Genomic DNA, 25,861 nt, shown 5'->3' with positions numbered 1-25,861 from the left:
ACCAATCCTTATTCTCTGGTCGAGAGCTAGCAGCTTGTCCAGTTTTGCCTGCTGGCGAAGATAGTCGTGGGGAGATGCCCGGTATACTATGAGATTCCCACTAGGCAGCGCGAGTCGCTGGGCAGCCCGTTAAATCTGAATTAACCAAGCGAAAGCCAATGGATAGTAACGACGAATCTCCCAAACGGCGGGGTGATAAAGGAAACTCTGGCAATCTGTGGTACATCTTGGTGGCCGGGGCGGTGGTATTCCTGGTCGCGATGTACTTGCTGCAGTCGGGATCGGAAGAACTCGCTCAGCCCGACCTGGAGAAGCTGATTGCTTCGATTGACGAGAAGCCGGCGGAAGGTGTCGTACCTGGCGTAACGGTCAAGCGGAAGGACAGCGACGGCAAAGTTTCCAGTATCCGCTACTCAAATTTGCGAAATGTTGAAATTGGTTCCAGCTCAGTTACCGCTGTTGTGGATCGTTACAACATGGACAGCAAAGATCCGAGTAAAGCGAAGACCGAAGGCCAGAAGATTGTGACCTACCTGGTTCGTAGCGAAAATGCGGCCGGCAAGATTCAGTCGATGCTCGACGAGGCGGACTTTACCGACTACAAGGCAGCTGGTCCCCCTAACTTCTTCGAAATCTATGGCGGTCCGCTGTTGATGATTGGTTTGGGGATTGCATTCTGCTACTTCATGATTCGCAGGATCGGCGGGACTGGCAGTGCCATTGCATTCGGTCGCAGTCGCGGCAAGCTGCATATGCAAGACGATTTGAACATTAGCTTCGACGACGTCGCTGGCATCGAAGAAGCCGTGGACGAAGTGAAGGAAATTGTCGACTTCCTCCGTTCGCCTGAAAAATATCAGGAACTGGGCGGCCGTATTCCCAAAGGCGTACTTCTGGTCGGCCCTCCCGGAACGGGGAAAACGCTACTTGCCAAGGCGATCGCCGGTGAGGCAGGCGTCTCATTCTTCAGCATGAGCGGTAGTGACTTCGTCGAAATGTTTGTCGGTGTCGGTGCGGCCCGCGTTCGCGACCTATTCCAGCAAGCCGCAGCGAAAAGCCCCTGTATCATCTTCATTGATGAACTCGACGCCCTGGGTAAGGCCCGAGGCGGCGGAATTGTTGGCGGGCATGATGAACGAGAGCAAACACTTAACGCGCTGCTGGTCGAGATGGACGGCTTCGAAGCGAATGCCGGGATTATCATCATCGCGGCAACCAACCGTCCGGAAATGCTGGACCCTGCCCTGCTCCGCCCCGGACGCTTTGATCGCCAGGTACTGGTCGACCGGCCTGACGCAGGCGGTCGCGAAGATATTCTCCGGGTTCACGTCCGTAGCGTGAAATTGGATGATACGGTCAATTTGAAAAGCGTTGCTGCGATCACCACCGGTTTCTCCGGTGCCGATCTGGCGAATCTCGTCAACGAAGCTGCCCTGCTTGCGGCTCGTAAGGGCAAAGCGGCCGTCGGCATGGAAGAATTCGACGAAGGGGTTGAACGCGTCACGGCCGGTCTCGAGAAGAAACAACGCGTGATGCACGAAGACGAAAAGCTTCGTGTAGCCTATCACGAGAGCGGCCACGCATTGGTGGCTTATTGTCTGCCAAACACCGATCCAGTGCATAAGGTCTCGATCATTCCTCGCGGCCTGGCGGCCCTTGGTTATACGATGCAACGGCCGACGGAAGATCGCTTTCTGATGACGCAAAGCGAACTGGAAAGCCGCATTCAGGTGCTGCTTGCCGGAACCCTTGCCGAAGAGATGGTCTACGAAGAGATCTCGACTGGTGCTCAAAACGACCTGGAACGAGCTACCGAAATCGCTCGCAGCATGGTGACCGACTACGGCATGAGCCGCTTGGGGAGGGTCAATTTCCGCGCCAGCGGACGTTCGGCCTTCATCCCCGAACAATCGGAAGAACGAGCCCGATCTCACAGCGAAGAAACCTATCGCGAGATCGACCTGGAAATCAAACGCATCATCGACGAACTCCTGAAACGCACCAAGGAGATGATGGAAGACCGCCGAGCTGCCCTGGTTGCCCTGACGGAACGCTTGATGGAGCTTGAGGTGGTTGATGCCGAAGAACTGAAACGAGTCATCGAAGAAACCTCGGACGGACCAAGAATTGTGCCCGGCACCGAGGTCAAGCGGCACGGAACGCCTAAAGAGATTAACTCGGACGATATCCCGCCAGCGGGAGCCGTTGACCAGGGGAGCTAGTGTTAGGTGTTTTTAGAAGTGAGTCGGCCAGCGGGCATTCCTCTGGTCGACTTTCTGAACCTAATCAATGGGTGAGATATTGCCTTATCGCCCTGCTTCGTACCAGGGGTAATGGCTCGCCATCGCATCCTTGACCACGCCGGTAACGATCTGAATACTGACAGGCTTCTCGAGCAGTGAGAAGACTTCTACGCTTTCGGCCTGGGTGGCAATGGCTTGGTCGAGGCCGCCGGTCAGAAGAATGTAGGGAATGTTGATTCCCAGGCTGCGACAAGCCGAAATCGATTCCAGTCCCGTTCGCTCAGGCATGTGGAAATCGAATAGTGCGACATGAACCGTTGTCCCCTGGGCTACGTGAATTGCCTCGTCGCCGTTAGCTGCCAAGATGGGCTCAAACCCACGACGTGCGAACACCTCCGCCATCGTCTCGCGAAAAGCGCGATCGTCGTCAGTGATTAGCATGATGGGATGTTCTGAATTTCGCATGGCACTCAGCCGCTAAGCACGCGTAACGTGTTGGCAGGACAAAAGCTTCGACGCTTAATCATGCAAATATAGTTCCCATTTTTGGCCAGAAAGCCTGACAGGTGCAATAGCGATCGATCGGATGCGGTAAATACGTATGAAAACGATATCTTCAGGCCATTTTCACAAACGGCTGAGCGCATCCTCACGGTCGTCTCCTGCCAATTTGACAGGAACGCAAGGAATACTTGCCTACTTTATCAGCCGTGTTGATACTACCGTTGATTTTCGGTCTCTTAATGCAGGGGTACTTATAACTAAGTCGTGATTCCGCTATAACTTGTGGCATGCGAGCGGCCCCTTTCGATGGATGGTCGGAGTAGCGGCCGAAGGGCGCTGATTGCGTCAAAAAGCGATCTGAAGACAACACTTGTAAGCGGGATTTTGCCCTACCAGCAGAATCTCGATTTCGGAAAGGGTCTGTGGTGAGCTCGGCACCTAGTTTTTTACAGCGCAACGAGTTCCTGTTGCGACGCCTGCATTCTTTGACCGGCCTGATTCCAATCGGTGCCTATATGGTGGTTCACCTCTCAGTGAATGCCAGCGTATTTGGCTCGCCGCGGCTGTTTCAGCGGTTGGTGTTTCACATCCATTCCCTGGGGCCGCTATTGCCATTGGTCGAGTGGTCGCTGATCTTTCTACCAATCATCTTCCATGCTGTTTATGGCTTGATCATCACGAAGGATGGCAATCCCAACACGCAAAGTTACCCATATAACAGCAACTTCCGTTACACAATGCAGCGGGCAACAGGGCTGATTGCGTTCCTGTTTATTGCCTGGCACGTGTTTCATATGCATGGCTGGATCCATGCCAGCTTCTGGGTGAATAACATTGCTCATCCGCTATTTGGGGCCCAGTTCTCGCCTTACAACGCAGCGAGTAGCGGGGCCGAAGCAATGCAGGCCTCGATCATCGTGCCAATCCTTTACGGGATTGGCGTGTTGGCGGCCACGTTCCACTTCACCAATGGTCTATTCACGTTCGGCATTACCTGGGGCTTCTGGATTAGTGCCAAAGCGCAAGAGAAGGCCAAGATGGTCGCCAACGTGCTGTTCGTTCTGCTGGCCGTCGTCGGGATGACTTCGATCGTAGGGCTTTACTCGATGAGTCAAGAGAAGATCGCAGAAGTCCGCAAGGAAGAAGACAAAGCCTACGAACTGCTGGTCGAAACGGGTGACATCGTGCCGAACGACCACAAGCATTCCAAAGAGTCGAAATACTACCACGCGGAAGAGTCGGACGACGCCGCCAAGGCCGAGTCGAAGCGTTAAAGCCACGCGACTCCTTTCGGTTTAACTCGAAAGGAAAAACGCCGCCAATTGAAAACCCAAGAGCCAAAGGTGGACGGGAATGGCAGAGAAGCGAGTTCTAGTTGTCGGTGGTGGATTGGCCGGTCTGGCAGCCACCATGAAGCTGGCCGAGTTGGGCATCAAAGTCGATTTGATGAGCCTCACGCCGGTCAAACGCTCGCACAGTGTGTGTGCTCAGGGGGGCATTAACAGCGTCAACGACGCCACACGCCAACTGGGTGACGACGAGTATAAACACTTTGACGATACCGTCTACGGTGGTGACTTTCTGAACCACCAGCCACCGGTCTACGAGATGGCGATGTGGGCACCCAAGGTGATCGACTTGATGGATCGTCTGGGAGTTCCCTTCAATCGAACCACCGAAGGTTTCATCGACCGTCGTCGTTTCGGTGGAACACTTTACAAGCGAACGGCTTTCGCCGGGGCCACTACCGGTCAGCAGCTTCTCTACGCACTCGATGAACAGGTTCGCCGCTGGGAAGTGGAAGGCCTGGTCAAGAAGTACGAAATGTGGGACTTCCTCGGACCAGTCCTGAATGACGACGGAACATGCGTTGGGGCAGTTGCCCAAGACCTTTACAGCATGGAGATCCGCTCCTTCAAGGCGGATGCTGTCGTCGTCGCGACCGGTGGTTGTGGTTTGATCTACGGCCGCAGCACAATGAGCATGACCTGTAACGGTTCGGCGGCCAGTCGCTGCGTGCAAGCCGGTGCCAAGTATGGCAACGGCGAATGCATTCAGGTGCATCCGACCGCCATCCCAGGTGCCGACAAACTCCGCCTGATGAGCGAATCGGCTCGTGGTGAAGGGGGGCGTGTTTGGGTGCCGAGAACCCCTCATGATTCTCGCGCTCCGAAAGACATTCCTGAATCGGAACGCTACTACTTCCTGGAAGAACGCTACCCGGAATACGGCAACCTGGTTCCACGTGACATTGCTACGCGTGAAATCTTCGACGTCTGTGTGAACGACGGACTGAGCGTTGAGGCCGATCGACAGTGCGTTTACCTCGACCTGACCCACATCGAAGCGAGTGAACTCAATCGTAAGCTCGGCGGTATTCTCGACATCTACCGCAAATTCCAAGGTGTCGACCCGTGCTATACGCCGATGCGTATTTTCCCTGCGGTTCACTACAGCATGGGCGGCTTGTGGACTAACTACAAGAAGAAGGAAAGCGGCGGTTTGGTGGCTGGTTCGCCAATCAATCAGCAGACGAACATCCCGAATCTGTACGCCATCGGCGAAGTCGACTACCACTATCACGGCGCAAACCGCCTGGGTGCGAACTCGTTGTTGTCCTGTATCTTCTCAGGGCTGTTCCTGGCACCCGGCTTAGAGACCTTGCTCGGAAGCATGACCCCGGGGACGTCGGCTGCCGATCAACCCGCTTCGCTGTACGAAGCGGCTGTGAAGAAACACCAGGACCGCCAAGATACCTTGCTCAAGCAGAAGGGAGATGAAAACCCTTACTTGATTCATCAGGAACTGGGCAACATGATGACGAACATCGCCACGGTGGTGCGTCAAAACTCGCAGCTCAAGGAAGGCATCGGAAAGCTGGCCGACTTGAAGGAGCGAGCTTGGAAGTGTGCGCTGAGCGATACTGGCAACTGGTCGAATCAGAACGTGCTCTTCACTAAGGCGCTGCAAGACATGTTCCCGATCGCCGAAGCAATCCTCAAAGGCGCCTTGCAGCGTGACGAATGTCGCGGTGCTCACTACAAGCCTGAATTCGAGTTGCCGGGCCTCACGGCCACCGATCCTGCTGAACATCGCCGTCAGGCTGAAGAGTGGTGCGACAAGTTTGAAGCAAACGTCGAGAAGTTCCTCAAGAGCACCATCGCCACCTACGATGGCAGAGACGTCAACATCAGCTACGAAGAAGTCGATACCAGCATCGAGCCGCCACGGCCTCGCCTATATGGCCTCGTCGGAGCGGAACAGATCAGCGAAGTTTGGAAGGAACGGAAAGCTAAGAAGAAGGCAGCAGCCCAAGGTGATCCTGCCGCTGCTGCTAGCTAGCTTCTACCTTCAGATGTGTAAGAGATGGCTCGGTTTCGGCCGAGCGTACGGCACAGAAAACTGGAACCTGAAAAGCTAAGAATATGATTGCCCATTCGCAGAATAAGCCGAAAACTTTCTTCGTCAAAATACTTCGCCAGGACGGTCCAGGGAAACCAAGTTATTGGCAGCGGTTCGAACTCGGTTACGAGGCCGAATTGAACGTGATCAGCGTGCTGCAGAAGATCGCCGCCAAGGCGAAGACTGCCAATGGCGAAAAAACCACGCCTGTTTGCTGGGACTGTGGCTGTTTGGAAGAGGTTTGCGGTGCCTGCACGATGGTGATCAACGGCAAAGTCCGCCAGTCGTGCTCCGCTCTGGTCGACAAACTTCTGGAAGACAGCAATGAGATCGAGCTTCGTCCGATGACCAAGTTCCCCGTTGTCAGAGACTTGTTCGTCGATCGAAGCCGGATGTTCAACGCCCTCAAGAAGGTTAAAGGTTGGATCCCGGCCGATGGTTACTATGACTTGGGGCCAGGTCCAAGACAGTCGCGTGCCAATCAGGAAATGGCTTATCCGCTGAGCGAGTGCATGACCTGCGGGTGCTGCGTGGAAGCTTGCCCACAATACTCGAAGATCGAACTAATTCCGCATTCCGGCGAATCGGACGCCGACTTCGAAAAGCGCAAGCTCGAGGCTTACAGCCATGGTTTCGTTGGTCCGGCGGCCATCAGTCAGGTCGTGCTGTTCAACTTGCACCCCACTGGAAAGATGATGGCCGGAGAACGTCTTGATGCATTGACCGAAGAAGGGGGCATTCAGGTTTGTGGCAACGCCCAGAATTGTGTAGCTGTCTGCCCAAAGAAGATTCCGCTGACGATGAGCATTGGCAAGATCGGACGTGATACAACCTTCAATACGCTCCGCAAGTGGTTTGATCGCCCTGCAAGCAAGCACTAAGCCTCTCCGGTCCCCTCGCCCCTTCGGGGAGAGGGTTAGGGTGAGGGGGCGATGAAGGTACTCAGTCTCAATCCTCATCCTCGGCAAGGGACATGCTGAAAGACCGCTACGCATGACAGATGATACCAACTCTCTAAGATTCGATGGCAAGGTTGCTCTGATTACCGGGGCCAGCGATCGTGGTATCGGCGGAGCAATTGTCGAGCGTCTGTCGAAAGAAGGGGCCTCGATCGTTGTTGCTAATCGGCACGAGCCTAAACGTGTTCTCAAACGGCTCGAGCGACAAGGTACGCCATTTCTCTATCAAGACTGCGACGTCACCAGCGACGAGCAAATTGCCGCATTGAAGACTGCGGCCCAGCATAAGTTCGGCAAGGTCGACTACCTGATCAATAACGCGGGCATCGAGCTTTGCCAGAACCTGGAAGACTATGCCGAAGGTCAGTGGCAACAGCTGCTTGACATCAATCTGACGGGCGCGATTCGCATGACCCGCGCTTTTCTTCCGCTGCTGCCATCGCCAGGCGGCGTCGTGTTGAATGTGGCCTCTGCTCTGGGGCTGGGCGGGTGCGTTGGCTTCTCGGTCTATAGTGCCAGTAAAGCCGGCCTCAATGGTTTTACTCAATCATTGGCATGGGAACTGGGGCCGAAGAAGATCCGCGTGGTTGCCGTTGCCCCAGGCATCGTCACCACGCCAATGGCCATGCGTTTCGCCGAAGAATGTGAAACTCGCGAGGAAGTCGAACAACTACGTCAGGATATTGAGGCTTGCCACCCGCTTGGGGTTGGTGTGCCTCACGATGTGGCCAACGCGGTCGCGTTTCTCGTTTCGGAAGAAGCCAGTTGGATCACCGGCGTCACGCTACCACTGGGTTGGGCGCCGCACTATGACCTGCCGATGCATCGGTACGTTTAGTTCTCGGAATCAAGACGCTTTTCAATCTCTTGATCGATCAGCTTTTGTGCATCTTCGATCGTCATTTGCTTCGTATCAATGGCATCAGCCTGTTCGTCAGTGTATGAATACGTCGTGCCTTCTTCGGTCGACGTAAAGATCCCGAAGTAAGAGACCTCACTTCGTGTTATCGTTTTTGGTCCCTGAAAGTCGACCGTCCAGTTTCCATACCTTGGGAAGCGAAGGAATGTACCTGTGCCATCAGGAAGTGAAACGTGAATGCTTGCGTTGTGATCTCCTCTATTCGACAAATAGACTCTGCCGTTTGCGTCCGTCAGGGCATCTTGTTGAGAAGTATTCATGAACATGACGGACGTATTAGCAACAGGCTTACCATAGTATTTGACCGTCACCGATGGTGGAGAAATCCAATCAAGAGACGCAAGATAGATCGCGACAAGAATCAACCCGAAGACTGCCGGAATGATAAAGTCGTTCTTAATCATGGTTGCGTTGTGATGAGCGGTCTAGGGTTAGGATTTAGCTCAAGTCTACTAGACCGAACCCAAGAAATCCAACGCGATCGTCGCGGTTTCCTCGGTCTTCTCGTAGGGAACCATGTGCCCGCATTCTTCCAGGACGGTTAGCTTGGCGTTGGGCAGATGCTTTGCGTAGTACTCGCCGTGGGCCAGCGGGATTAGCTTGTCGTGGCGGCCCCAGATTACTTGTACAGGGCTGTTCAAGCGGTGCAGGTGCCCAGCCAGTTTCGGATCGTGCAGGTAAGGGTTCCAGCCGACGCGGGCGGTTGCCTCGCGGGCCCTCAGCCACATGAGAATGCGTGGGTCGTTGGTGTCGGCTGGAAAGTAATCTACCGCTTCCTGGCCTTTCGGATCGAAGAAAAGCAGCTCGCGGAGCTTGTCAAAGCTGTCAATGAATAGTTCTTCCATCGGGGACCCATCCACATGCAAACCAGCGGCGGCGATCATCACCATCGGCCCGATCAAGTTGGGACGCATTAGTTTCACTTCGGCCGCTGTCCAGGCCCCCAGCGAGTAACTGACGACCGGAACGTTCTCCAGGTTCAACTCACCCAGCAGATCGACGTAGTGCCAAGCCAGGTCGTGGATGTCTTCGATCTGATCCAGGCCTTCGCTGAGGGCAAAGCCTGGGTGTGCCGGAAGGTAGACGGTGTACTTCTCGGCCAGCTTGTGGTGAAACGCGATCGGTTCGGTCTCGCCCCCGGCCGAGTGCAAGTAAAGCAGCGGTGGGCCTTCCCCCAGGATGGTAAGCTGCGTCTTCTTGCCGGCGATGTTGAGCGTCTTATTTTCGGTTTTCATGGAACGCGTCTTGCGCGGGGTGATTGTTGGTGGATTGCGTGTGCCTGCGTTCGCCACTGACCCTAGCCCTCTCTCCTGAGAGGGGCGAGGGGACAGGATTTGTTTCTAGCTGGTTAGGGTGACGCTTAGTTCTTCGCGGAGGCCGGGCATGACCTTTTCGGCGAAAAGCTTCATGTTCTTGCAGGTCATGTCATGTGGCAGCGTGCCCAGTTGAAACAAACCGAGCAGATTGCCGACGCCCAGCTTCTTGATGCGTTCGGATAGCTTTTGACGAACCGTGTCGGGGCTGCCGACGATGGCGTACCCGCCTGCTTCGATGTCTTCGCGGGTTTCGCAGGTACTCATGAACTGCAGCAAGCCCTTTTGGATGCCAGCGATCGAACGGGCCGACGTGTAGCCTGGTGGGAAGACGACAAGTCCTTTGAGCAGCTTCTTTACGAAGTACCAGAGATGCGGTTCGTACTCAGCCCAGGCCTGTTCGTCCGTCTCCGCACAGTAGATCGGCAGCAGCCAGCCGAGTTGTTCCGGATCGGTCGTGTAATCGCACTTCTCACATTCGTCGCGGAACACGTCGAAGTTGCGTTGGAAGAAATCCATGTGAAAGTATGGGATGCCCATGTAGGCGAAGCGCCGTTGGGCGACGAATTGAATCGTTTCGCGGCTGCCCGCCCCGGGGATCCAGATCGGTGGATGGGGCTGCTGGATTGGTCGCGGCCATGGGTTCACGTATTTTAGTTTCCAATGCTTGCCGTAGTGCTCGAACGGACCAGGCTCGGTCCACGCTCGCAGGATGAGGTCGAATGCTTCGCGGTACATCTCGCGGGCAAACGTGGGGTTCTTCGAAAAACTGTAGTATTCAGGGCCGCCACCGACGACCAGCCCAGCAATCAGTCGACCACCGCTGATGCAGTCGATCATCGAGAACTCTTCGGCGCAGCGAGTTGGTGGATCGTAGAACGGAATCGCGTTCCCAACGACAGCGATACGGCAATTCTTCGTCTGACGCGCGAGAATCGATGCCATCAGATTCGGGCTGGGCATCGTGCCGTAGGCGTTCTGATGATGCTCGTTGACGCAAACCCCGTCAAAGCCTAACTGATCGGCGAGCACCAGTTGGTCAAGGTAGTTGTTGTAAAGTTCGCCGCCATGCTCTGGGTCGAACATCTCGTTGGGGAGCCAAGTCCAGGCAGTGTCGTACTTCTCAGCGAAGTCGTCGGGTAGTCGGTCCCAGGGCATCAAATGGAAGGCGAAGAATTTCATGGGTGATTCTCTTTAGAAGATCCGGTCCCGGCTTCCGCCCCTCGACTAAACCCTTCGCTCAAGGAGGCAAGGAAATATCAGCACTAGAAGCGGTAAGGGGATCCCAATTTGTTTCTATTAAAGTCGCCAAAATGCGCATCTATGACAACCCGAGAAGTTGGTTTCTGTTGCCTACAGGCGCAAAAAAACACCCCGGAGAGGTGCCAAGACCTAACCGGGGTGCTTCGTATGTCAAAACAGCGTAAGTAGTGCTTACTTCGCCATTTCCAATTCTTTCTTGCGTTCAGCAACCACTTCTTCCTGAATGTGGGAAGGAGTTGGCTTGTAGCTGCCTAGTTCCATGCTGAACGTACCTTGACCTTGGGTCATGCTACGAAGTTCCGTGGCGTAGCCGAACATGGCAGCCAAAGGAATTTCGGCTCGGATGACCGTCGTGTCACCGTTCATGTCGGTCTGGTTGACCATCCCGCGGCGGACGATGATGTCGCCGGTGACGGGGCCTTGGAACGCTTCAGGAATTTCGACTTCCACGTTCATCACAGGCTCCAGCAAGGTTGGCTTCATCTTCATGAAGTTCTCGCGGAAGCAGCCTTGGGCGGCAATCTTGAACGCCATTTCGGACGAGTCGACGTCGTGGTACGAACCGTCGTTCAGGATGACCTTCACGCCCACCACAGGGAACTCGGCCAAAGGCCCCTTGGCCATGCAGTCTTCAAAGCCACGTTGAACGGCCGGAATGTATTCTTTTGGAATACGACCCTGGCTGATCTTGTCTTCGAAGATGAAGTTTTCAGCGTCTTCGGCGTCCTGCGGAATCGGTTCGATACTACCCACAATGTGAGCGAACTGACCGGAACCACCCGTTTGCTTCTTGTGCTTGTAGTTGTACTCGACCGATTGGGTTGGGCTTTCGCGGTACGAAACCTTAGGTGGGCCAGTGACGACTTCCACCTTGTATTCGCGGCGAATACGCTCAACGTAAACGTCCAGGTGCAACTCACCCATGCCCGCGATGATCGTTTCGTTCGTCTCGGGATCGGTGAACACGTGGAAGGTTGGGTCTTCCTTACGGAAACGCTGCAACGCCTTACTCAACTTGTCGCTGTCGTCGCGGCTCTTCGGTGCGACCGAGATCTTGATGACCGGGATCGGCACGAAGATGTTTTCCAGCGAGCAGAACTCACGTTCCTTGGCGTAGGTATCACCGGAAGCGCAGTCGATGCCTGTGACGGCGATAATATCACCGGCACCAGCGGAATCGATTTCTTCACGCTTGTCGGAGTGCATTCGCACGATACGAGCAAAACGTTCGGTCTTGCCGGTACGCTGATTCACGTATGGCTCGCCCTTCTTGATCGTACCTTGATAGATACGCATGAACGTCAACTGACCATAGGGATCTTCGACGATCTTGAAAGCCATGCCGACAAACGGAGCTTTCGGATCACAAGCCAGCGGAATCTTTTCGTCCGATTCGACAAACGTATTGGCCGAGTACTTCACTTCCAGAGGCGATGGCAAGTAACGCACGATCGCATCCAGCAGCGTTTGTACGCCCTTGTTCTTAAAAGCGGTACCCATGAAGACGGGGGTGATCTGCAGGCCAACGACGGCGTCGTGGGTAGTCTTGTAGATCAAGTCGTTGGGGACTTCTTCTTCGGACAGGAGCAATTCCATGATCTCGTCGCTGTAGTTGGACAATGCTTCGAGCATGTCGTGACGAGCCTGCTTGGCCTTTTCTTCCAGGTCGGCTGGAATGGTTTCCTTGCGGACCGTTTCGCCCTTTTCGCCATCGTAGTAGATGGCTTCCATCTCGATCAGGTCAACAACGCCCTTAAAGTTTTCTTCTTTGCCGATCGGAATCTGGTAAGCGATCGCATCGACGCCCAACTTGTCGCGCATCTGCTTGATGACGCTATCTGGGTTGGCACCGGTGCGGTCCATCTTGTTGATGAACGCCAGACGCGGAACCTTGTAGCGCTTCATCTGACGGTCCACGGTGAGCGACTGAGCCTGAACACCACCGACCGAGCAGAGAACGAGGATGGCACCGTCGAGCACGCGGAGCGAACGTTCCACTTCCACGGTAAAGTCAACGTGGCCTGGGGTATCGATCAAGTTGATGGGATGACCATTCCAAGCCACGCTGGTTGCGGCCGAGGTAATGGTAATACCGCGTTCCTTTTCCAGTTCCATATGGTCCATGGTCGCGCCATCGCCACCACCGCGGACTTCTTCGATCTTGTGGATACGGCCACTGTAAAACAGGATGCGTTCGCTCAGCGTCGTCTTACCGGAGTCGATATGAGCCGAAATACCGATGTTTCGTAGTTTCTTCAGGTCCATAATGTCACGATTGAAATGAAAAACAGGTGTAAGGGTGTGAAAGGGTTCGGACGTCTCGGTGGGTTTAAAGGAGAGATGACCCGAACCGTTAATTGGAAACAGAATCCGGTAAAACCGCTACTGACGCGTCTCGGACATCGGGCCCAGTCTGCCCTGAAAGGGCTCGCGGAGCCTGTGTATATTGATCCAGCATCTTACTGGTTTTGGCTTTTCCCGCTAGGTCACTTAAGAGAAGCCAGCGCACATGTCCAGAGGGGAACGTCAGCTTAGGCGGCAGCTGGAATTCCTGGTCCCACAACAATGGGACGACGCGATGGAAGAATAGGAAGATAGATAGTCTTCATAAATGTGCGGGACCAAATCCCTGTAAAGGCTTAACTGGCCGATAGTTAACACCAGCAAGCGGCCCTCAAAAGGCTCTCCGCATCCCTTATTAGGAATCACAAAGTGTTAAGGGATAGCAAAGCGCCCTAGCCGCTAAACAACCTATTTGTATACCAAGGCCCTCAAATGGGGAAGGCGAAAATTTCACCGTTTTTTATCAATGCGGTGAACCTCAGACGTAGATGCTTTCCACTCTCAGAAGGTTCGCACCAATGGTTTCTACCTAGGCTATTTCGCTTCTGCCAGTTCGTGACGGATCATCATTTCCAATTCCTGGAGGTCTTCTTCGTAGAAGCCAGAGCGGTGGAATACAACGACGCCGTCAGCCGAGATCAAGACATTCCTCGGAATTGATTCACTAGCGAAGAGGCCATAAATCGCACGATCGGGGTCTGCGGCGATCGGTAGGTGAAGGTCATGTTCCCGGCGAAACGCATCGATGCTGGCCACCGTTTCTTCGCGACCAATCATCAGCATCTGGAAGTTGTCGTTGTCGTGATGCGCCTCCCAGATTTGCTTTAAATGAGGTAACTCCGAATAACAGGGGCCGCACCAAGTAGCGAAGAAGTTCAACAGAACTACCTTTCGTCCGTCGCTGCGAGACGAGAACGACTTTCCGGCGAGGGTTTCCACAGTAAACTCTGGTACCTGGTCGCCGACAAAGACGTGGGTCGATTCTTGGAACCGTTCCGCTCTTGCTGCTTCAAACTTGGCCATCTGTTCTCGTCCCACCGCGGGCAAGTGAACCCAAAACAGAATGGCATATTGAAGGCCGATCACCAGCACGACAGTTGCGATCGAGAGACCAAGCCCAAGCAGATAACGAGTTCGCCAAGGCGTGTTCCAGCGAAGTACTAGCCAAACGAATGAGAAGAGTGCGCCTGCGATGCCAAACAAGGCAATCGTGAGATTCACCAAGAGGGTCGTGTTGTACAGCGAATGCCCCATAGCGTTCCTAGATGATTAGAGAGGGTGCAATTCAATCATCTATTCGGCGAAACACTCCAATTATTATATTATTATCGCGATTGATCTATCGTTTAGGTTCGCGGTAAGCCTGGCGCTTTTCGTACAGGGCAAGCCGATGCTGTAGGAAGGGCTTTTCGGACGTCGGTGCCTTTTTGATCGCTTCACCGACCCGCTGCTTGGCGACGTCAAACTGGCCAGTGGCAGCCTCCGCGGCGGCAAGCGTATCGAAATAGCGAAAGTCGAGACCGTCCGACTGGGTGACGGCTGCCTTGGCGAATCGCAGGGCCAATTCTGGATTGCGGTAGGTATCATCCGGACAGGTAGCCAAGATCCATGCTAAGCCTTGCTGAGCTCTCGGTAGATCTTTTTCCAGGGTAAGGGCCTTTTTGTAATCGAGGATCGCCTCTTTGAAATAACCTAGATCACTGTAGGCATCGGCTCGGTTAGCCAAGACGAGTGGATTTTGCGGGGCCAGCTTGACGGCCTGGTTGTAGGCCATCATGGCGGCTTCGTAACTTTCCAGGCGATAGAAGCAGTGAGCCTGACCGGTCATCGCGCCCACGTCTTTGGGATTCAATTTCAGGACGGTTTGATACTGCTTCAGGGCAGCTGCGAAATGGCTGACTTCGTACAGGAGTTCCGCTTTGTTATAGATGGCCGTTTCAAACTTGGGATTTAGCTTAATGGCCAGATCCAAGTCGGCCAGTGCCTGCTCGGTTTGCCCGAGTGTGGCATACGACAATGCTCGGTTATGAATCGCTTGCCAATGCTTGGGGTTCTTCTTGATCGCCAGTGAGAAGTCTTTCAGCGCAGCCGCTTCCAATTTTTGAATTTTCTCGGGGTCGTCCGTCATAAGGGACGTTTCTGCATAGATCTCCCCCCGTTTGTTGCGTGCCCAGGCCTCGAGTTTGGTGAAGTACTCGACCTGTGCCTGAGCGAGTTCCAGCCCGCTTGCCTGGTCGCAGATCTCGACCAATCGGGTCAGTTCTTCCTGATTTTTGGCTGTGTCGCTGAGCTTCGCCGCTTCGGTGATCATCGCCTTAACGTCTTGGCCGTAACCCATTGAAGCACAAGCGAACAGAACAAACCATGTCCAACCGGATTGCCAAAGCATCTTCCGCATGACAGCTAATCTCGCCACTAAAAACCAAGCCACTGGCTCTTTTTACCTAAATGGTACCGGCGGCGACTTTAGCGAGTTCACCGAAAGAGGGATAGAGCGATTCGGCGAGGTGATAGCATACGATACGTTTATCGCTGGCGATCTTCTTCCCGCAGTAATTCTATCTCGGCCGCGATCCGCCGCGATTTCCCCTGAAGATGTTCTCCAGCGGGAACCTGGCCAGATTGGGTGTAGGCATAAAGCTTCGATTCTTGCTCTTTAAGGAGTTTGACTCGGGCCTTGTGAAGCTCTAATCGTTCGTCATCCGATTCGGCCAAATCCAGTTTGGCGGACATGAGGTTGGACTCGGCGTCGTAGACTTTTACGATCGCGACCTGCCCAGCGAGATACTTGGCATACACCACTTTATAGTAGTCATTCAACGTATCTCGCTTCTGAACCATCAGCTCGTGAATCTTTTCGGCATTCGGCGACTTAGCTGGAGCCGATGAGTTGTTCTCTGGAGGCGTTGTTTCCTGAGCGAATACCAACGTGCAGGCACAGACAATGATTGCCATAAAGGTGGTAGCCAATAGGTAGCGCATGTCGTTCGATCCTTCGGAAATAGAAACAAGAAAGGCCTCTGCGAATCGCGGAGGCCATTGTAACCATCAACGTTTGAATCTGTCACGAAATTACTCGTGCGGATAGGTCATCTTCCAAGGATCGAGGGCGTCCTTCAGGGCTTCCGGTTCGATCTCGCCCTGCTCTTCGGCCAGTTCACGGATGGTCTTACCGCTGGCGAATGCATCCTTGGCCATCTTGGCAGCTTTGTCGTAGCCGATCAGCGGGTTCAGGCTGGTGCACATTGACAGACTCTGTTCGACGGCTGCGTTGCACTTATCTTCATTCGCTTCCATGCCTTCCACGCAGAACTCAACGAACGCATCGCATGAGTTGGCCAGTAAGTGGATGCTTTCCAGGACAGTGTGCCCCATCACCGGCATCATGATGTTGAGCTGGAAGTTTCCGCCTGCGGCACCTGATAGGGCCATGCAGCCATCATTGCCGATCACCTTGGCGGTGACCTGCATCATACTTTCGCTCATCACGGGGTTCACTTTTCCAGGCATGATGCTGCTGCCGGGTTGTCTCGAAGGAAGAGTCACTTCAAAGAAACCACAACGTGGACCGCTACCTAACCAACGAACATTGTTAGCGAAGTTGAATAAGGTCGTAGCAATCGTCTTCAGTTCGCTATGGCACTGCACCAACGCATCGCGGTTGGCATTGGCTTCAAAGTGATCGATGGCCTCGATGAACGGAATGTCCAAACCTTCTGCGAGTGCGGCACAAACTTTTTTCGAGAACTGTGGATGGGTATTAATGCCAGTGCCCACGGCTGTTCCGCCGACCGGTAGTTCGAGCACCGACTCCAGGGCGATCTTGGCCCGCTTGATCGAAAGTTCGATCTGGCGAGCGAAGCCACCGAACTCTTGACCCAGGCGAAGTGGTGTCGCGTCCATCAAGTGGGTACGACCGATCTTGATGATCTTGTCCCAGGCTTCCGCTTTCTTCTTCAGTGAAGCATGCAGCTTTTCTAGAGCAGGAATCAAGCTCGACTTGATCTGCATCGCGGCGGCAACATGGATCGCGGTCGGGAACGTATCGTTGGTACTCTGTCCCATGTTGACGTGATCATTTGGGTGAATCGGCTTGGTCGCGGCGAGGCGATCGCCACCGATGATTTCGATAGCCCGGTTGCTGATCACTTCGTTGACGTTCATGTTGCTGGAAGTGCCGCTACCGGTTTGGAAGACGTCGATTGGAAACTCTCCATCGAGTTTACCTTCGCGAACTTCGACACAGGCATCCAGAAGCGCTTGGACCTGGTCGTCGTTGAGTGGGTTTTTGCCGGTACCGGTCAACTTACCGAGATCGCGATTCGCGATCGCACACGCATATTTCACCCAACCCATCGCATGGATCAGCGCCGGAGGTAAGGTCCAGCCGCTAATTGGAAAGTTCTCGACGGCTCTTTGTGTCTGAGCGCTGTAATAGGCGTTGGCGGGAACCTGAACTTCCCCCATCGAGTCTTTTTCGGTGCGAAACTGCGACATTATTTGTGCCTCATCCGGTGATTCTTGCAATCCGATATTACCAACCGCCTATTTTAAAACGGTTCGATCTGAGGCGAAAGAAGAGGGCTTGGCCCGCCTTAGTCGTCGAAGATGCCTTCTCCGAATTTTTGGGGGCGGGGCGAGTTGGACGGGCTCGATTTGTCGCCGGGGGGGGAGTGAGGCCCTTTCAATTCGGACGCTTTCTCAATGCGCTCGATCGTTTCGGAAGGCTCTTGAGGGGGTGGCTCTCGCTTGGGTGGCGCCGAAGTCGACGAAGGTTGATCGTCGTCATCGTGATCGTAGTCTTCTCCGGCATCGCTGAAGTAGTCGTCGTATTTCGAGCGATAACCAGGGTGTTTGGCTTCTTCGATTTCGTTGAGATACTCATCGATGACGCGGGTTTGGATCTGCTCACGACACTCGGAATTGATCGGGTGTGCGATGTCCGCATAGAGTTTGGCTCTCTGGTCCGACCCTCGTTCGATTTGGGGCTGCTTCAGTTTCATACCACATTGATTGCAGTATGCTGCACGCATGTGGTTTTTGCAGCCACAATTTGGGCAGTGCCCCGTTAACTTCCGGCTGGGCATGGCGACGAATGGACCGTTGGCGCCTTCAATGATCTTCAAGTCGCGAATCACGAAGGCATCATCGAATGTGATGGAGCAGAATCCACGCAACCGATCGCTGGAATCTTCCATCAGCTTGATGCGGACTTCGGTGATTTTCACGGTTGCTTACTCCCGGACGTTAAATGCGGCGTCAGTTTCGCAGCGATTGGAGCCCGCACGTCGTTACTGGAAAAACCATACCGACGTTCTGAGCTTGTAGCCGGGCGGCAATGCGCCTGGCGTGGACGCGGCTACGACAAATGGTGAAGTAGCCAGAGCCACTCCCTGACATCTGGTGGGCGACCACATCCAATTGTTCGCAAATCCTAGCGAGTTGGTCGATTCGCGTCGAAAGTTCTCGGGCAGGTCGCGTCAGGCGATTTGTGAGCTGTCGTGGCATAGACGTACGTTGATGTGACTTCAAGCTGGCAACGAGTTCGCATGACGAGTCAGGGACATCCGGTAACTGACAACGTCGATATGCCTCGGCCGTCGAAATGCCTCCGGCAGGACGAATCAACACCAAGTCGAGCCGCCGTCCTGCGAAGGATTCGATGTTTTCCCCGCGACCTGTGGCAATCGCCTGACCGCTTCCTAGTTGTCCGGCGAAAAAAAAGAACGGTATGTCGCTTCCCAATCGCGCAGCCAACTCGCTCAGGCGATCGATCGAAAGATTTAAATTCCATGCTTTGCTTGCGGCGAATAATGCTGCCGCCGCATCACTGGAAGCGCCGCCAAACCCGGACGCTGACGGAATTCGCTTTCGGAGCACGATTTGCGCTCCGTGCGAGACATTTTCTTCCGACTGAAGCAATTTCACGGCCCGATAAACCAAGTTGCTATCCTGAGGAGGAAGATCGCCAAGTAGTCGACTGCTGTCGCCTAATCGCGTGGCTTGCGCAAGTTGCCCTGGGTCCCACGCACAATCGAGAGCGATATCACGCTGTTTTGTGGGAGTGACTTCCAGGCGATCAAATAGCGAGACAGCGACCATGATGGTTTCCAACTGGTGGAAGCCATCGGGGCGCTTTCCTAGCAGTTCCAGGAAGAGGTTGATCTTCGCCGGAGCAAGTACGGATACCTTGGAAGCCAATCGCTGAAACAACATCCGTGCAACCTTGCCGATGCTTTCGGAGACTCTCGAACTGACGATCTCTGCGTTTCATACTGGAACGCGTGCCAGAAGAGCCAAGAGTCACGCGAAGCAATTTCTCTGTTTCGATCAATGCGCACACTTCGACCAACCTAGGTGCGTGTTAACGCAATTTATCCCCCCCTCACTGCTCGGTCAAGGTAATTCGCTAGCGTTTCACGACGAGTTTGAAATGCAACGGATTTCGCTGCATGAGGAGTGCCACCTTCATCTCCGCATGCCGAAAAAGAAACGGTGCCAAGCTCGTTAATTCCCCGTGATATGGCTACTGAGTCAATCGTTTAAGGAGTTGTTGGGCCTCCTCATTCTGGGGATCACGATCGATCGCCAAGTGCAAGAGAGCGATCGATTGTCGCGGATTCTGATGCTGAATCAGCTTGGCCATAAGGAAGTATGCCTCTGAGTCTTGGGGGTTCATCTTGATCGTTAAGTCAAGAAGTTTCAGGGCCATGTCTACGTCCCCCAGTTCGATCGACTTCTTGGCTCCGTTTAGAAACGTGTTGGCATAGCCTCCCTTAAAGGGGTACTCAGGATGTAACTCGATGGTCTTCTCAAGGTAGGGAATTGCCTTGGCCCAATCTCCCTGCATGACGTAGGCGTGGGCAATCCCGTGATAGGCGCGAGGATTACTCGGATTTTTCGCCAGCACGTCGCGCCACATCGATTCGTCATCTCGATAGACTTCGTTCCTGGCGATTGATACCCCGCCGTAAACAATAACCAGAACGGCAAGCACGACGACTAACGCTTGCGACGCTGACAAGTGAGAGGAACTGGAGGGTTGCTCTGGTTCAGTCCGCCGGAGCCCTTCGTAGATACCGAATACGATCAGTGTCAGCAAGGATGCCAGCGGAAGGTACATGCGATGCTCGAAGACGATGTCTTGGATCGGAAGAATGCTGGACGTTGGGGCGAGAATCAAAAAGAAGCTCGCGCCCACGAAACTCCATCGCGGAGCACGAAAGACGCACCAAATGGTAAGGCCTAAAGCGGCTACCACAATAACGCCTGGCCAGATGGCTTCGGCGAGTGAATACGTTGCTCGCCAACCATGGTCAAGCGACTGCCCCATCGGCAAGACAGTCAGTTGAAGATAAAACGGAATCGCGTGAGCCTGGCTATAGAGATATTCTCTGGGGCCAACCACGGTGCGAATCGGCTGGTCTCCTGTGAAGTCGACTTCATGTACCAGCACGGTGCCATGTTTATTGTGATTCTCGATAGGAACCATGGCTACCTGGGCAAGAATGAGCCAAGAAGCAAACAGGCCAACGTATACAAGCCATCGGTCACGAAACAGTTCTCGCCAAGATTCTGCCAAGAACGCGCGGTCGTACCAGAGGACAACCAAGGGGATGACGACGGCCACTTCTTTGCACATCGCGGAGGCAGCACAAGCGATGACGCTGCCAAGGTACCACGCAGCACGATACTTGGAAGTGAATCCCTTGACGAAGCAAAACAGTGAAAGCAGAAAGCACATCCCCATGAGCGATTCGTATCGCTGAACAATATAGGTTACCGACTGAGTTTGCAGCGGATGAATCGCCCATAAGAGTGCGATAGCGGTTGCCAGCAGCATCGCATGATCGCGATATCGCTCGGGTGTCTTGGGTAATTTCAGTGTTAGAAAGATAAATCCAAACAGTAGTAAACTAGCCACGATGTGGATGGAGATATTCACAACGTGGTAACCAACGAGGGTTCCACCATCAGCGGCATAGTTCAGTCGCCAAGTCAGTTTGACTAGTGATCGCGGGCCCTTGGGGAAATGATTCCAATTGAGCCTTTGATAAGTTTCATTCGACTGAATTTTAGCCGCGCCATCAAAATGAAATGGGTAAGTGAAAGTGCGATGGTACACGACCAAGACGAGAAGGGGGATCGCTACAAGGGGTATCCACATCATGCGGTTGGTCGGAGGTGTAATCGCTTCTGGCATTGGAGTTTTGGGTAGTCTTAGGGGCTTTCGCGAATTGAATTGAAAATCCAACTAGTTCGAATTTGGCTGCTCTCGATCTTGAGCCGCAGCCAATTGGCGAACCGTTTTTAGGTTCATTGCAGCCAATTCAAAGTCGGGGCGAATTGAAAGAGCAACTTCATAGTGGTGAATCGCTTCAGGCAGCCGTCCACTTCGAGCAAGCAGGTTGGCAATGTTGTTGTGGGCATCGGCGTTCCGTTCATTCAATAAAATCGCCTGTTGATAATGCTCGAGCGCCACTTCGGGCTTCTTCTGGGTCAGCATCGCTCCCAGGTTGTTATGGGCTTCTGAATAATCAGGGGCCACCTTTACAGCAGTAGCGAACAACTGAGTTGCATAGTCCGGTTGGCTCGTTCGGACAATGCGACCCAAGGTCACATATGCTTCCGCGTAGGCTGGATCTAATTCGAGTGCTCGTTGCAAGGGCGCAATCGCGGGCTCATATTGCTCTTCGTCAACGTATGCTCTGGCTAAGCCGTAGTATCCTCGCGCAAATTCAGGAGCCTTCGCGACTACATCCGTCCAGAGACTGAATCCCGAGCGATATACCTCATTTCGCGACAGGGTGACGCCACCAAAAATCAGAGCGAGGGTGATTCCACCGAATAATATCCCACGGCGAACTTGGGTGATGGAATGCTTCTGTGAGCCGTAATGGCGGCACAGTCCCTCGAAGCCAATTAAGACCAAGAAGGCAAGCACTGCTGCTGAAGGTAAATACATCCGATGTTCGACAGCAACGTCTTTGATCGGCAGAATGCTCGACGTCGGTGCTAGGATCAAAAAGAACCACCCTCCTAGAAAGCTCCAGCGTGGGTATTTGACCATTGACCAAATCGTAACACCAACAAGCAGTAAGACGAACAGTCCCGGTAAAGCGGCTTGGGCGAAGGTTGTCGTTGACCTCCAGCCATGGTCGAGCGACTGTCCATAAGGAACCAGAACAAGCCGTAGATAGAAAAGAATGGCTTGAGGCTGGCTTAATAGATAATCCCATGCTCCGATCGCCTGCTCTTGAACCTGGCCATCAACGATTGAGGTTTCGACCACGTAGGCAACATTAAATCTCTTGAGCGATTGTTCCGATTTCTGGGCGATCGGAAGAAAGACTAGCCAAGTACAAAATGTGGCAATGTAAAGAGGAAAGTGATTTCGAGCTAACACTTTCCAAGAGGGCGAAATAAATGCGCGGTCGTACCAAAGTAGAAGCAAGGGCAGCACGACGGCTACCTCTTTGCTGACCATTGCCATGTAACAAGCGACGAAACAACCTACGAACCAAATCCATCTACGCGAAGAGTTGGCGCTATACGCGAGGCAAAAAACACACAGCAAAAAACTCATCCCCATGAGCGATTCGTATCTCTGGATGATGTAGGTCACCGATTGTGTTTGCAGAGGGTGAACGCTCCAGGTCAGGGCAATGATGCCCGCAAGCAGACTTGCTTGTTCACGATAGCGATCAGGGATGTTGGGGAAGCTAAGCGTTCGGTATACCAAGCCGAAAAGGAGCAACCCACTGACGGTATGGATGGCGATGTTGGCCAAATGGTAACCGAGGGGATTTTTTCCCGAGACCCTATAATTGAGCCTCCACGACGTCTTAACAAGGGTTCGGGGACCTCGTGGGAAATTGCTCCAAGAGAGATTTCCAATACTTGGATTATCAACAATCTGCTGCTGACCGTCGAAATGGAAAGGGAAATTGAGGGTTCGGTGATAGCAAATTACTGACGCAATCACGATAGCTACCGCAAAAAGCAGCAACGTCCTACGAGAACTTCTAACGTGAACCTCAGACATAAAAGGTAGAAAACGCCGAGAAAGAAACGAAGTGTGTTGAGAAACTTCCCATTCTACCGGAGGCGATCTGCGTTCCGAGAAAGAGCCCCAGCGCCGACGCATCTTTTCTTCAAACCTTAACGCCCCAAAGCTATCCAGATTGCCCTGCCCTTCTCAGCCAAGGTTCTCTAGAATCCTGGCTTACAAAGCAAAACAACATGGACCAGTGAAATGGCACTCTTGAGAATCGACGCAATTCGACATTTCCTCTGTGGCATCGCGATGGGGGCTGCTGACGCGGTACCAGGGATTTCTGGGGGTACGGTTGCCCTAGTGCTTGGTATTTACCGTCGCCTGGTCGACGCAGTCAGTCAGGTTAGCGTGGATGCGTTTCGACTGCTGGCGAAGCGTCAGTGGCGAACGTTGGCCGAGCGATTTGATTTCTGGTTTCTGTTGGTATTGCTTAGCGGAATTGCCTGTGGCCTTCTCACGTTCGTAGTGGTCTTGCATGAACTAATCGGAGAGGCGGATCATCCAGCCTCGACGCGACCATTTGTATATGCGGTGTTTTTCGGCGCGATCGGTGCCTCTGGATTTCTAGTCGCCAAAATGATTCGGCCGGCAAATGTCGGACACGCGATTCTTTGTGTGGTACTGGGGGTAATCGGAGCCGCTTTTGCCTGGTGGCTGACCGGACTACCCGCTCTGGAAGCGTTCGACTCGGCACCCAACCCAATTGTCTCGTTTCTGTTGGGGGCGATCGCAATCTGTGCGATGATCCTGCCAGGTATCAGTGGTTCCTACTTGCTTTTAGTCTTCGGAGCGTATCACTATTTCAGCGGTGTCCCCAAGGCAATGGCCAAAGGAGAGATTGCGGTTGGCGACTTGTTCGCATTTACCTGCTTTGCCATAGGTTGTTTGGTGGGGCTGTTATCCTTCAGCAAATTGCTCAAGTGGCTACTTCATCAGCATGAAGCCGTCACTCTTTCGCTGATGGGTGGTTTCATGATTGGGGCGTTGCGAAAGCTATGGCCGTGGCAAGGCGACGAAGTGGAAACTCCATTTGCCAATGAGCCAGTGATTTGCTTCGGCCTTATGGTGGTGGCGGCGGTCGTGGTTCTCGTGATTGACTTCCTGGCCCGCCCCAATGTGGAAGAAGAAATCGAAGACGGTCATTCCAGCCAGCGGGCATCGTGACCGCGACTCTTTAGTTCCTCTACGAAGCTTTTCGGGCCGTGAGTACAAAAGACGGTCTTCGGACCAACCTCTTCCACGGCGTGGATGAGTTGATCGAAGTCGGCATGGTCCGAAAGTGGAATCCAATGTTCATTCGGCGCGGTGCCTTTTCGTCGCTTGTCAAGAGCCCATCCTGTGACGTGAAACTTTTCGACATGGACCGCACCGGGCAGAATGCCGGGCGTTAAGGGTTTAGGGGGAACGATGACCACGCAACCAGGAATAGGCCGCCCGCTGTAGGGTCGGAAATCTCCTAATTCGCAGCCGGCCTCCTCGTAGATTTGACTGATTGCATAGATGTCGGGATGCTGCAGCACAGGGATCCCTTGGGACGTCAGGATCCTGGTGACCTCTTGAGACTTTCCCAAGACGTACGCCGAAATGACTGGCGTCGCTCCACGACGGAAGGCCGCACGAATCTTTTCCAAGAGCATCTCAATCACCGTATCGCGTGGCGGTAGGCGATAGTGCGGATGGCCAAAAGTGCACTCCATGATCAGATAGTCCGCCGACCGAAGTTGGGCTTGTTCCGCCGTCGCGGAAGGCCCCAGTCGGAAGTCGCCAGTGTAGAGCACTGTTCCTTTGTCGTGCTGGGCGTAGACCATCGCCGAACCGAAGATATGGCCCGCAGGCAGTGCCGTTAATTTCAGGCCGGCAACTTCGATTGATTCGCCCAGTGGCATGATCTTGGTGGAAACATTCCCCAAGCGATGGCGAACAAGTCTGGCGGTCGGTTCGGTGCACAAGGCCATGGCGTGTTGGGCCACGTGATCCATGTGAGCGTGCGAAATGAACCCAAGTGCTTGCCTGCGTGTCACATCGAGACCGATGCGAGATGGAAGCAAGAAGAGTCCCCGGTCCATTGCGAAAAGTCCAGAAACATGCCCCGGCCTTGGTGCCAAGGGGGCAAAATCAGACGAAAGCAACCGCTGTTTGGTACTTTCCGACGTGTTGGTTGCTTTTCTTCCGGACAAGGACAACCTAAAATGTAAAGAACATGGTGGGTGATTGGATTTTGACGACCCACTCTTTGTACTCAATTCTTCAAGCTTGTGAGGTCAACTGCCGATAGGTAGAGGACGAAATCTCTAAAATGAGAATATAAACTTGAGGAAGCTTACACCGGGGGCGAACTGGTATCGACCGGATAGTCTGAAGTGTAAGTTGCGTGTCGTGGTTGGTCAGCAGGCCACGTAAAAAGCAGACCAAACAATAATTGCAAACGATACTAACTTTGCAACGGCTGCCTAATTAGTTGTAGCCCCAACTGAGGGTCTTTGTCGGAGAGACCTGAAAGTTGGATGCCAATTCCGACTAGCCGAGGGTCACGTGGAGCACGCCTGAGGTTAAAAACCGTTCTCCTCTAGCTTCCCGGGAATCCTGTCGATTGGAGTCCCAGGTTGCGAAACTTAAATAATCGAATACACACGTAGACGCTTGCATGGAAATATCGCGGCACGCGGGTTCAATTCCCGCCGCCTCCACTCAGACCCACCTTGGCCGTTTTGGCAAGGTGGGTTTTTTCTTTGGGTTTGTGAAAATGAGCTAAGCGTTCCATGATCATAAGCCTAATATCGTGTTTGAGGCAGGGTCCACTAAGTTAAGCTAATGGTTGTTTCCCCTGTGCATCGCGAACTTCAAACGCTATCGAGGTG

20 protein-coding genes and 1 other RNA gene are annotated in these 25,861 nt (G+C 53.7%); 7 read left to right on the top strand and 14 right to left on the bottom strand.

The window, feature by feature from the left end; genetic code table 11:
• Window positions 1-158: 158 nt before the first annotated feature.
• Window positions 159-2,222: an ATP-dependent zinc metalloprotease FtsH gene (ftsH, locus tag Pan97_RS22280; RefSeq protein ID WP_144976470.1), complete on the top strand. Its 2,064-nt coding sequence runs from the start codon at window positions 159-161 to the stop codon at window positions 2,220-2,222.
• Window positions 2,223-2,306: 84 nt separating this feature from the next.
• Here ftsH and Pan97_RS22275 read toward each other — a convergent pair whose 3' ends face one another.
• Window positions 2,307-2,684 (bottom strand): response regulator, encoded by a 378-nt coding sequence (locus Pan97_RS22275; RefSeq protein ID WP_165698919.1) that lies wholly within the window; start codon window positions 2,682-2,684, stop codon window positions 2,307-2,309.
• A gap of 530 nt (window positions 2,685-3,214) precedes the next feature.
• On the opposite strand from Pan97_RS22275, the gene Pan97_RS22270 reads away from it, so the two are divergent.
• From Pan97_RS22270 to Pan97_RS22255, 4 genes are all read left to right on the top strand, one after another.
• Window positions 3,215-4,021 carry a succinate dehydrogenase cytochrome b558 subunit gene (locus tag Pan97_RS22270; protein ID WP_196782186.1) on the top strand — a complete coding sequence of 269 codons (807 nt, stop codon included), beginning with the start codon at window positions 3,215-3,217 and terminating at the stop codon, window positions 4,019-4,021.
• A 79-nt stretch (window positions 4,022-4,100) separates the two neighbouring features.
• Entirely contained in the window at window positions 4,101-6,089 is a 1,989-nt protein-coding gene (sdhA, locus tag Pan97_RS22265) for a succinate dehydrogenase flavoprotein subunit (RefSeq protein WP_144976465.1), read from the top strand.
• 83 nt (window positions 6,090-6,172) lie between these two features.
• On the top strand, window positions 6,173-7,030 hold the full coding sequence (gene sdhB / locus Pan97_RS22260; protein ID WP_144976463.1) for a succinate dehydrogenase iron-sulfur subunit: 858 nt from the start codon (window positions 6,173-6,175) through the stop codon (window positions 7,028-7,030).
• Between the two features lie 112 nt (window positions 7,031-7,142).
• Entirely contained in the window at window positions 7,143-7,946 is an 804-nt protein-coding gene (locus Pan97_RS22255; RefSeq protein ID WP_144976461.1) for an SDR family NAD(P)-dependent oxidoreductase, read from the top strand.
• Here the strand turns inward: Pan97_RS22255 and Pan97_RS22250 are convergent.
• From Pan97_RS22250 to Pan97_RS22195, 12 genes are all read right to left on the bottom strand, one after another.
• The gene (locus tag Pan97_RS22250; RefSeq protein ID WP_144976459.1) at window positions 7,943-8,431 is read right to left on the bottom strand and encodes a DUF4198 domain-containing protein; all 489 of its coding nucleotides are present in this window, start codon (window positions 8,429-8,431) and stop codon (window positions 7,943-7,945) included. The genes Pan97_RS22255 and Pan97_RS22250 overlap by 4 nt on opposite strands.
• A 48-nt stretch (window positions 8,432-8,479) precedes the next feature.
• A complete protein-coding gene (locus Pan97_RS22245) occupies window positions 8,480-9,262 on the bottom strand; it encodes an alpha/beta fold hydrolase (protein WP_144976457.1) in 783 nt (260 codons plus the stop codon).
• A 105-nt stretch (window positions 9,263-9,367) separates the two neighbouring features.
• Window positions 9,368-10,522 (bottom strand): LLM class flavin-dependent oxidoreductase, encoded by a 1,155-nt coding sequence (locus tag Pan97_RS22240; protein ID WP_144976455.1) that lies wholly within the window; start codon window positions 10,520-10,522, stop codon window positions 9,368-9,370.
• Window positions 10,523-10,774: 252 nt separating this feature from the next.
• A complete protein-coding gene (fusA, locus tag Pan97_RS22235; RefSeq protein ID WP_144976453.1) occupies window positions 10,775-12,868 on the bottom strand; it encodes an elongation factor G in 2,094 nt (697 codons plus the stop codon).
• A 612-nt stretch (window positions 12,869-13,480) separates the two neighbouring features.
• Entirely contained in the window at window positions 13,481-14,200 is a 720-nt protein-coding gene (locus tag Pan97_RS22230) for a TlpA family protein disulfide reductase (protein WP_144976451.1), read from the bottom strand.
• An 85-nt stretch (window positions 14,201-14,285) separates the two neighbouring features.
• Entirely contained in the window at window positions 14,286-15,344 is a 1,059-nt protein-coding gene (locus tag Pan97_RS22225) for a tetratricopeptide repeat protein (RefSeq protein ID WP_144976449.1), read from the bottom strand.
• Window positions 15,345-15,472: 128 nt separating this feature from the next.
• Complete coding sequence (locus tag Pan97_RS22220) at window positions 15,473-15,928, bottom strand: hypothetical protein (RefSeq protein ID WP_144976447.1); 456 nt, start codon at window positions 15,926-15,928, stop codon at window positions 15,473-15,475.
• A gap of 90 nt (window positions 15,929-16,018) precedes the next feature.
• Entirely contained in the window at window positions 16,019-17,443 is a 1,425-nt protein-coding gene (locus tag Pan97_RS22215; RefSeq protein WP_144976446.1) for a class II fumarate hydratase, read from the bottom strand.
• 98 nt (window positions 17,444-17,541) lie between these two features.
• Entirely contained in the window at window positions 17,542-18,174 is a 633-nt protein-coding gene (locus tag Pan97_RS22210; RefSeq protein ID WP_144976444.1) for a SpoVG family protein, read from the bottom strand.
• Window positions 18,175-18,205: 31 nt separating this feature from the next.
• Window positions 18,206-19,162 carry a 4-(cytidine 5'-diphospho)-2-C-methyl-D-erythritol kinase gene (gene ispE, locus Pan97_RS22205; protein WP_144976442.1) on the bottom strand — a complete coding sequence of 319 codons (957 nt, stop codon included), beginning with the start codon at window positions 19,160-19,162 and terminating at the stop codon, window positions 18,206-18,208.
• 310 nt (window positions 19,163-19,472) lie between these two features.
• A complete protein-coding gene (locus Pan97_RS22200) occupies window positions 19,473-20,891 on the bottom strand; it encodes a tetratricopeptide repeat protein (RefSeq protein ID WP_165698918.1) in 1,419 nt (472 codons plus the stop codon).
• A 309-nt stretch (window positions 20,892-21,200) separates the two neighbouring features.
• Window positions 21,201-22,736 carry a tetratricopeptide repeat protein gene (locus tag Pan97_RS22195; protein ID WP_165698917.1) on the bottom strand — a complete coding sequence of 512 codons (1,536 nt, stop codon included), beginning with the start codon at window positions 22,734-22,736 and terminating at the stop codon, window positions 21,201-21,203.
• 465 nt (window positions 22,737-23,201) lie between these two features.
• Here Pan97_RS22195 and Pan97_RS22190 point away from each other — a divergent pair, with 465 nt between their 5' ends.
• Entirely contained in the window at window positions 23,202-24,167 is a 966-nt protein-coding gene (locus Pan97_RS22190; RefSeq protein ID WP_144976436.1) for a DUF368 domain-containing protein, read from the top strand.
• Here the strand turns inward: Pan97_RS22190 and Pan97_RS22185 are convergent.
• A complete protein-coding gene (locus Pan97_RS22185; RefSeq protein WP_165698916.1) occupies window positions 24,143-25,051 on the bottom strand; it encodes an MBL fold metallo-hydrolase in 909 nt (302 codons plus the stop codon). The genes Pan97_RS22190 and Pan97_RS22185 overlap by 25 nt on opposite strands.
• A 279-nt stretch (window positions 25,052-25,330) precedes the next feature.
• Between Pan97_RS22185 and ssrA the strand changes: the two genes are divergently transcribed.
• Window positions 25,331-25,693: a transfer-messenger RNA gene (ssrA, locus tag Pan97_RS22180) on the top strand.
• Window positions 25,694-25,861 lie beyond the last annotated feature (168 nt).

It is taken from the genome of Bremerella volcania (genome assembly GCF_007748115.1).
Taxonomy (GTDB): domain Bacteria; phylum Planctomycetota; class Planctomycetia; order Pirellulales; family Pirellulaceae; genus Bremerella; species Bremerella volcania.
Note: the sequence above shows the minus strand (reverse complement) of the source record. Positions and strands in the feature narration are given on the sequence as shown.

Bases quoted from the DNA above. Each gene is read 5' to 3' on its own strand.
- Pan97_RS22225 (WP_144976449.1), bottom strand. From the start codon at position 15,344: ATGCGGAAGATGCTTTGGCAATCCGGTTGGACATGGTTTGTTCTGTTC.
- fusA (WP_144976453.1), bottom strand. From the start codon at position 12,868: ATGGACCTGAAGAAACTACGAAACATCGGTATTTCGGCTCATATCGAC.
- Pan97_RS22220 (WP_144976447.1), bottom strand. From the start codon at position 15,928: ATGCGCTACCTATTGGCTACCACCTTTATGGCAATCATTGTCTGTGCC.
- ftsH (WP_144976470.1), top strand. From the start codon at position 159: ATGGATAGTAACGACGAATCTCCCAAACGGCGGGGTGATAAAGGAAAC.
- Pan97_RS22230 (WP_144976451.1), bottom strand. From the start codon at position 14,200: ATGGGGCATTCGCTGTACAACACGACCCTCTTGGTGAATCTCACGATT.
- Pan97_RS22255 (WP_144976461.1), top strand. From the start codon at position 7,143: ATGACAGATGATACCAACTCTCTAAGATTCGATGGCAAGGTTGCTCTG.
- Pan97_RS22215 (WP_144976446.1), bottom strand. From the start codon at position 17,443: ATGTCGCAGTTTCGCACCGAAAAAGACTCGATGGGGGAAGTTCAGGTT.
- Pan97_RS22275 (WP_165698919.1), bottom strand. From the start codon at position 2,684: ATGCTAATCACTGACGACGATCGCGCTTTTCGCGAGACGATGGCGGAG.
- Pan97_RS22190 (WP_144976436.1), top strand. From the start codon at position 23,202: ATGGCACTCTTGAGAATCGACGCAATTCGACATTTCCTCTGTGGCATC.
- sdhA (WP_144976465.1), top strand. From the start codon at position 4,101: ATGGCAGAGAAGCGAGTTCTAGTTGTCGGTGGTGGATTGGCCGGTCTG.
- Pan97_RS22250 (WP_144976459.1), bottom strand. From the start codon at position 8,431: ATGATTAAGAACGACTTTATCATTCCGGCAGTCTTCGGGTTGATTCTT.
- sdhB (WP_144976463.1), top strand. From the start codon at position 6,173: ATGATTGCCCATTCGCAGAATAAGCCGAAAACTTTCTTCGTCAAAATA.
- Pan97_RS22245 (WP_144976457.1), bottom strand. From the start codon at position 9,262: ATGAAAACCGAAAATAAGACGCTCAACATCGCCGGCAAGAAGACGCAG.
- ispE (WP_144976442.1), bottom strand. From the start codon at position 19,162: ATGTTGTTTCAGCGATTGGCTTCCAAGGTATCCGTACTTGCTCCGGCG.
- Pan97_RS22240 (WP_144976455.1), bottom strand. From the start codon at position 10,522: ATGAAATTCTTCGCCTTCCATTTGATGCCCTGGGACCGACTACCCGAC.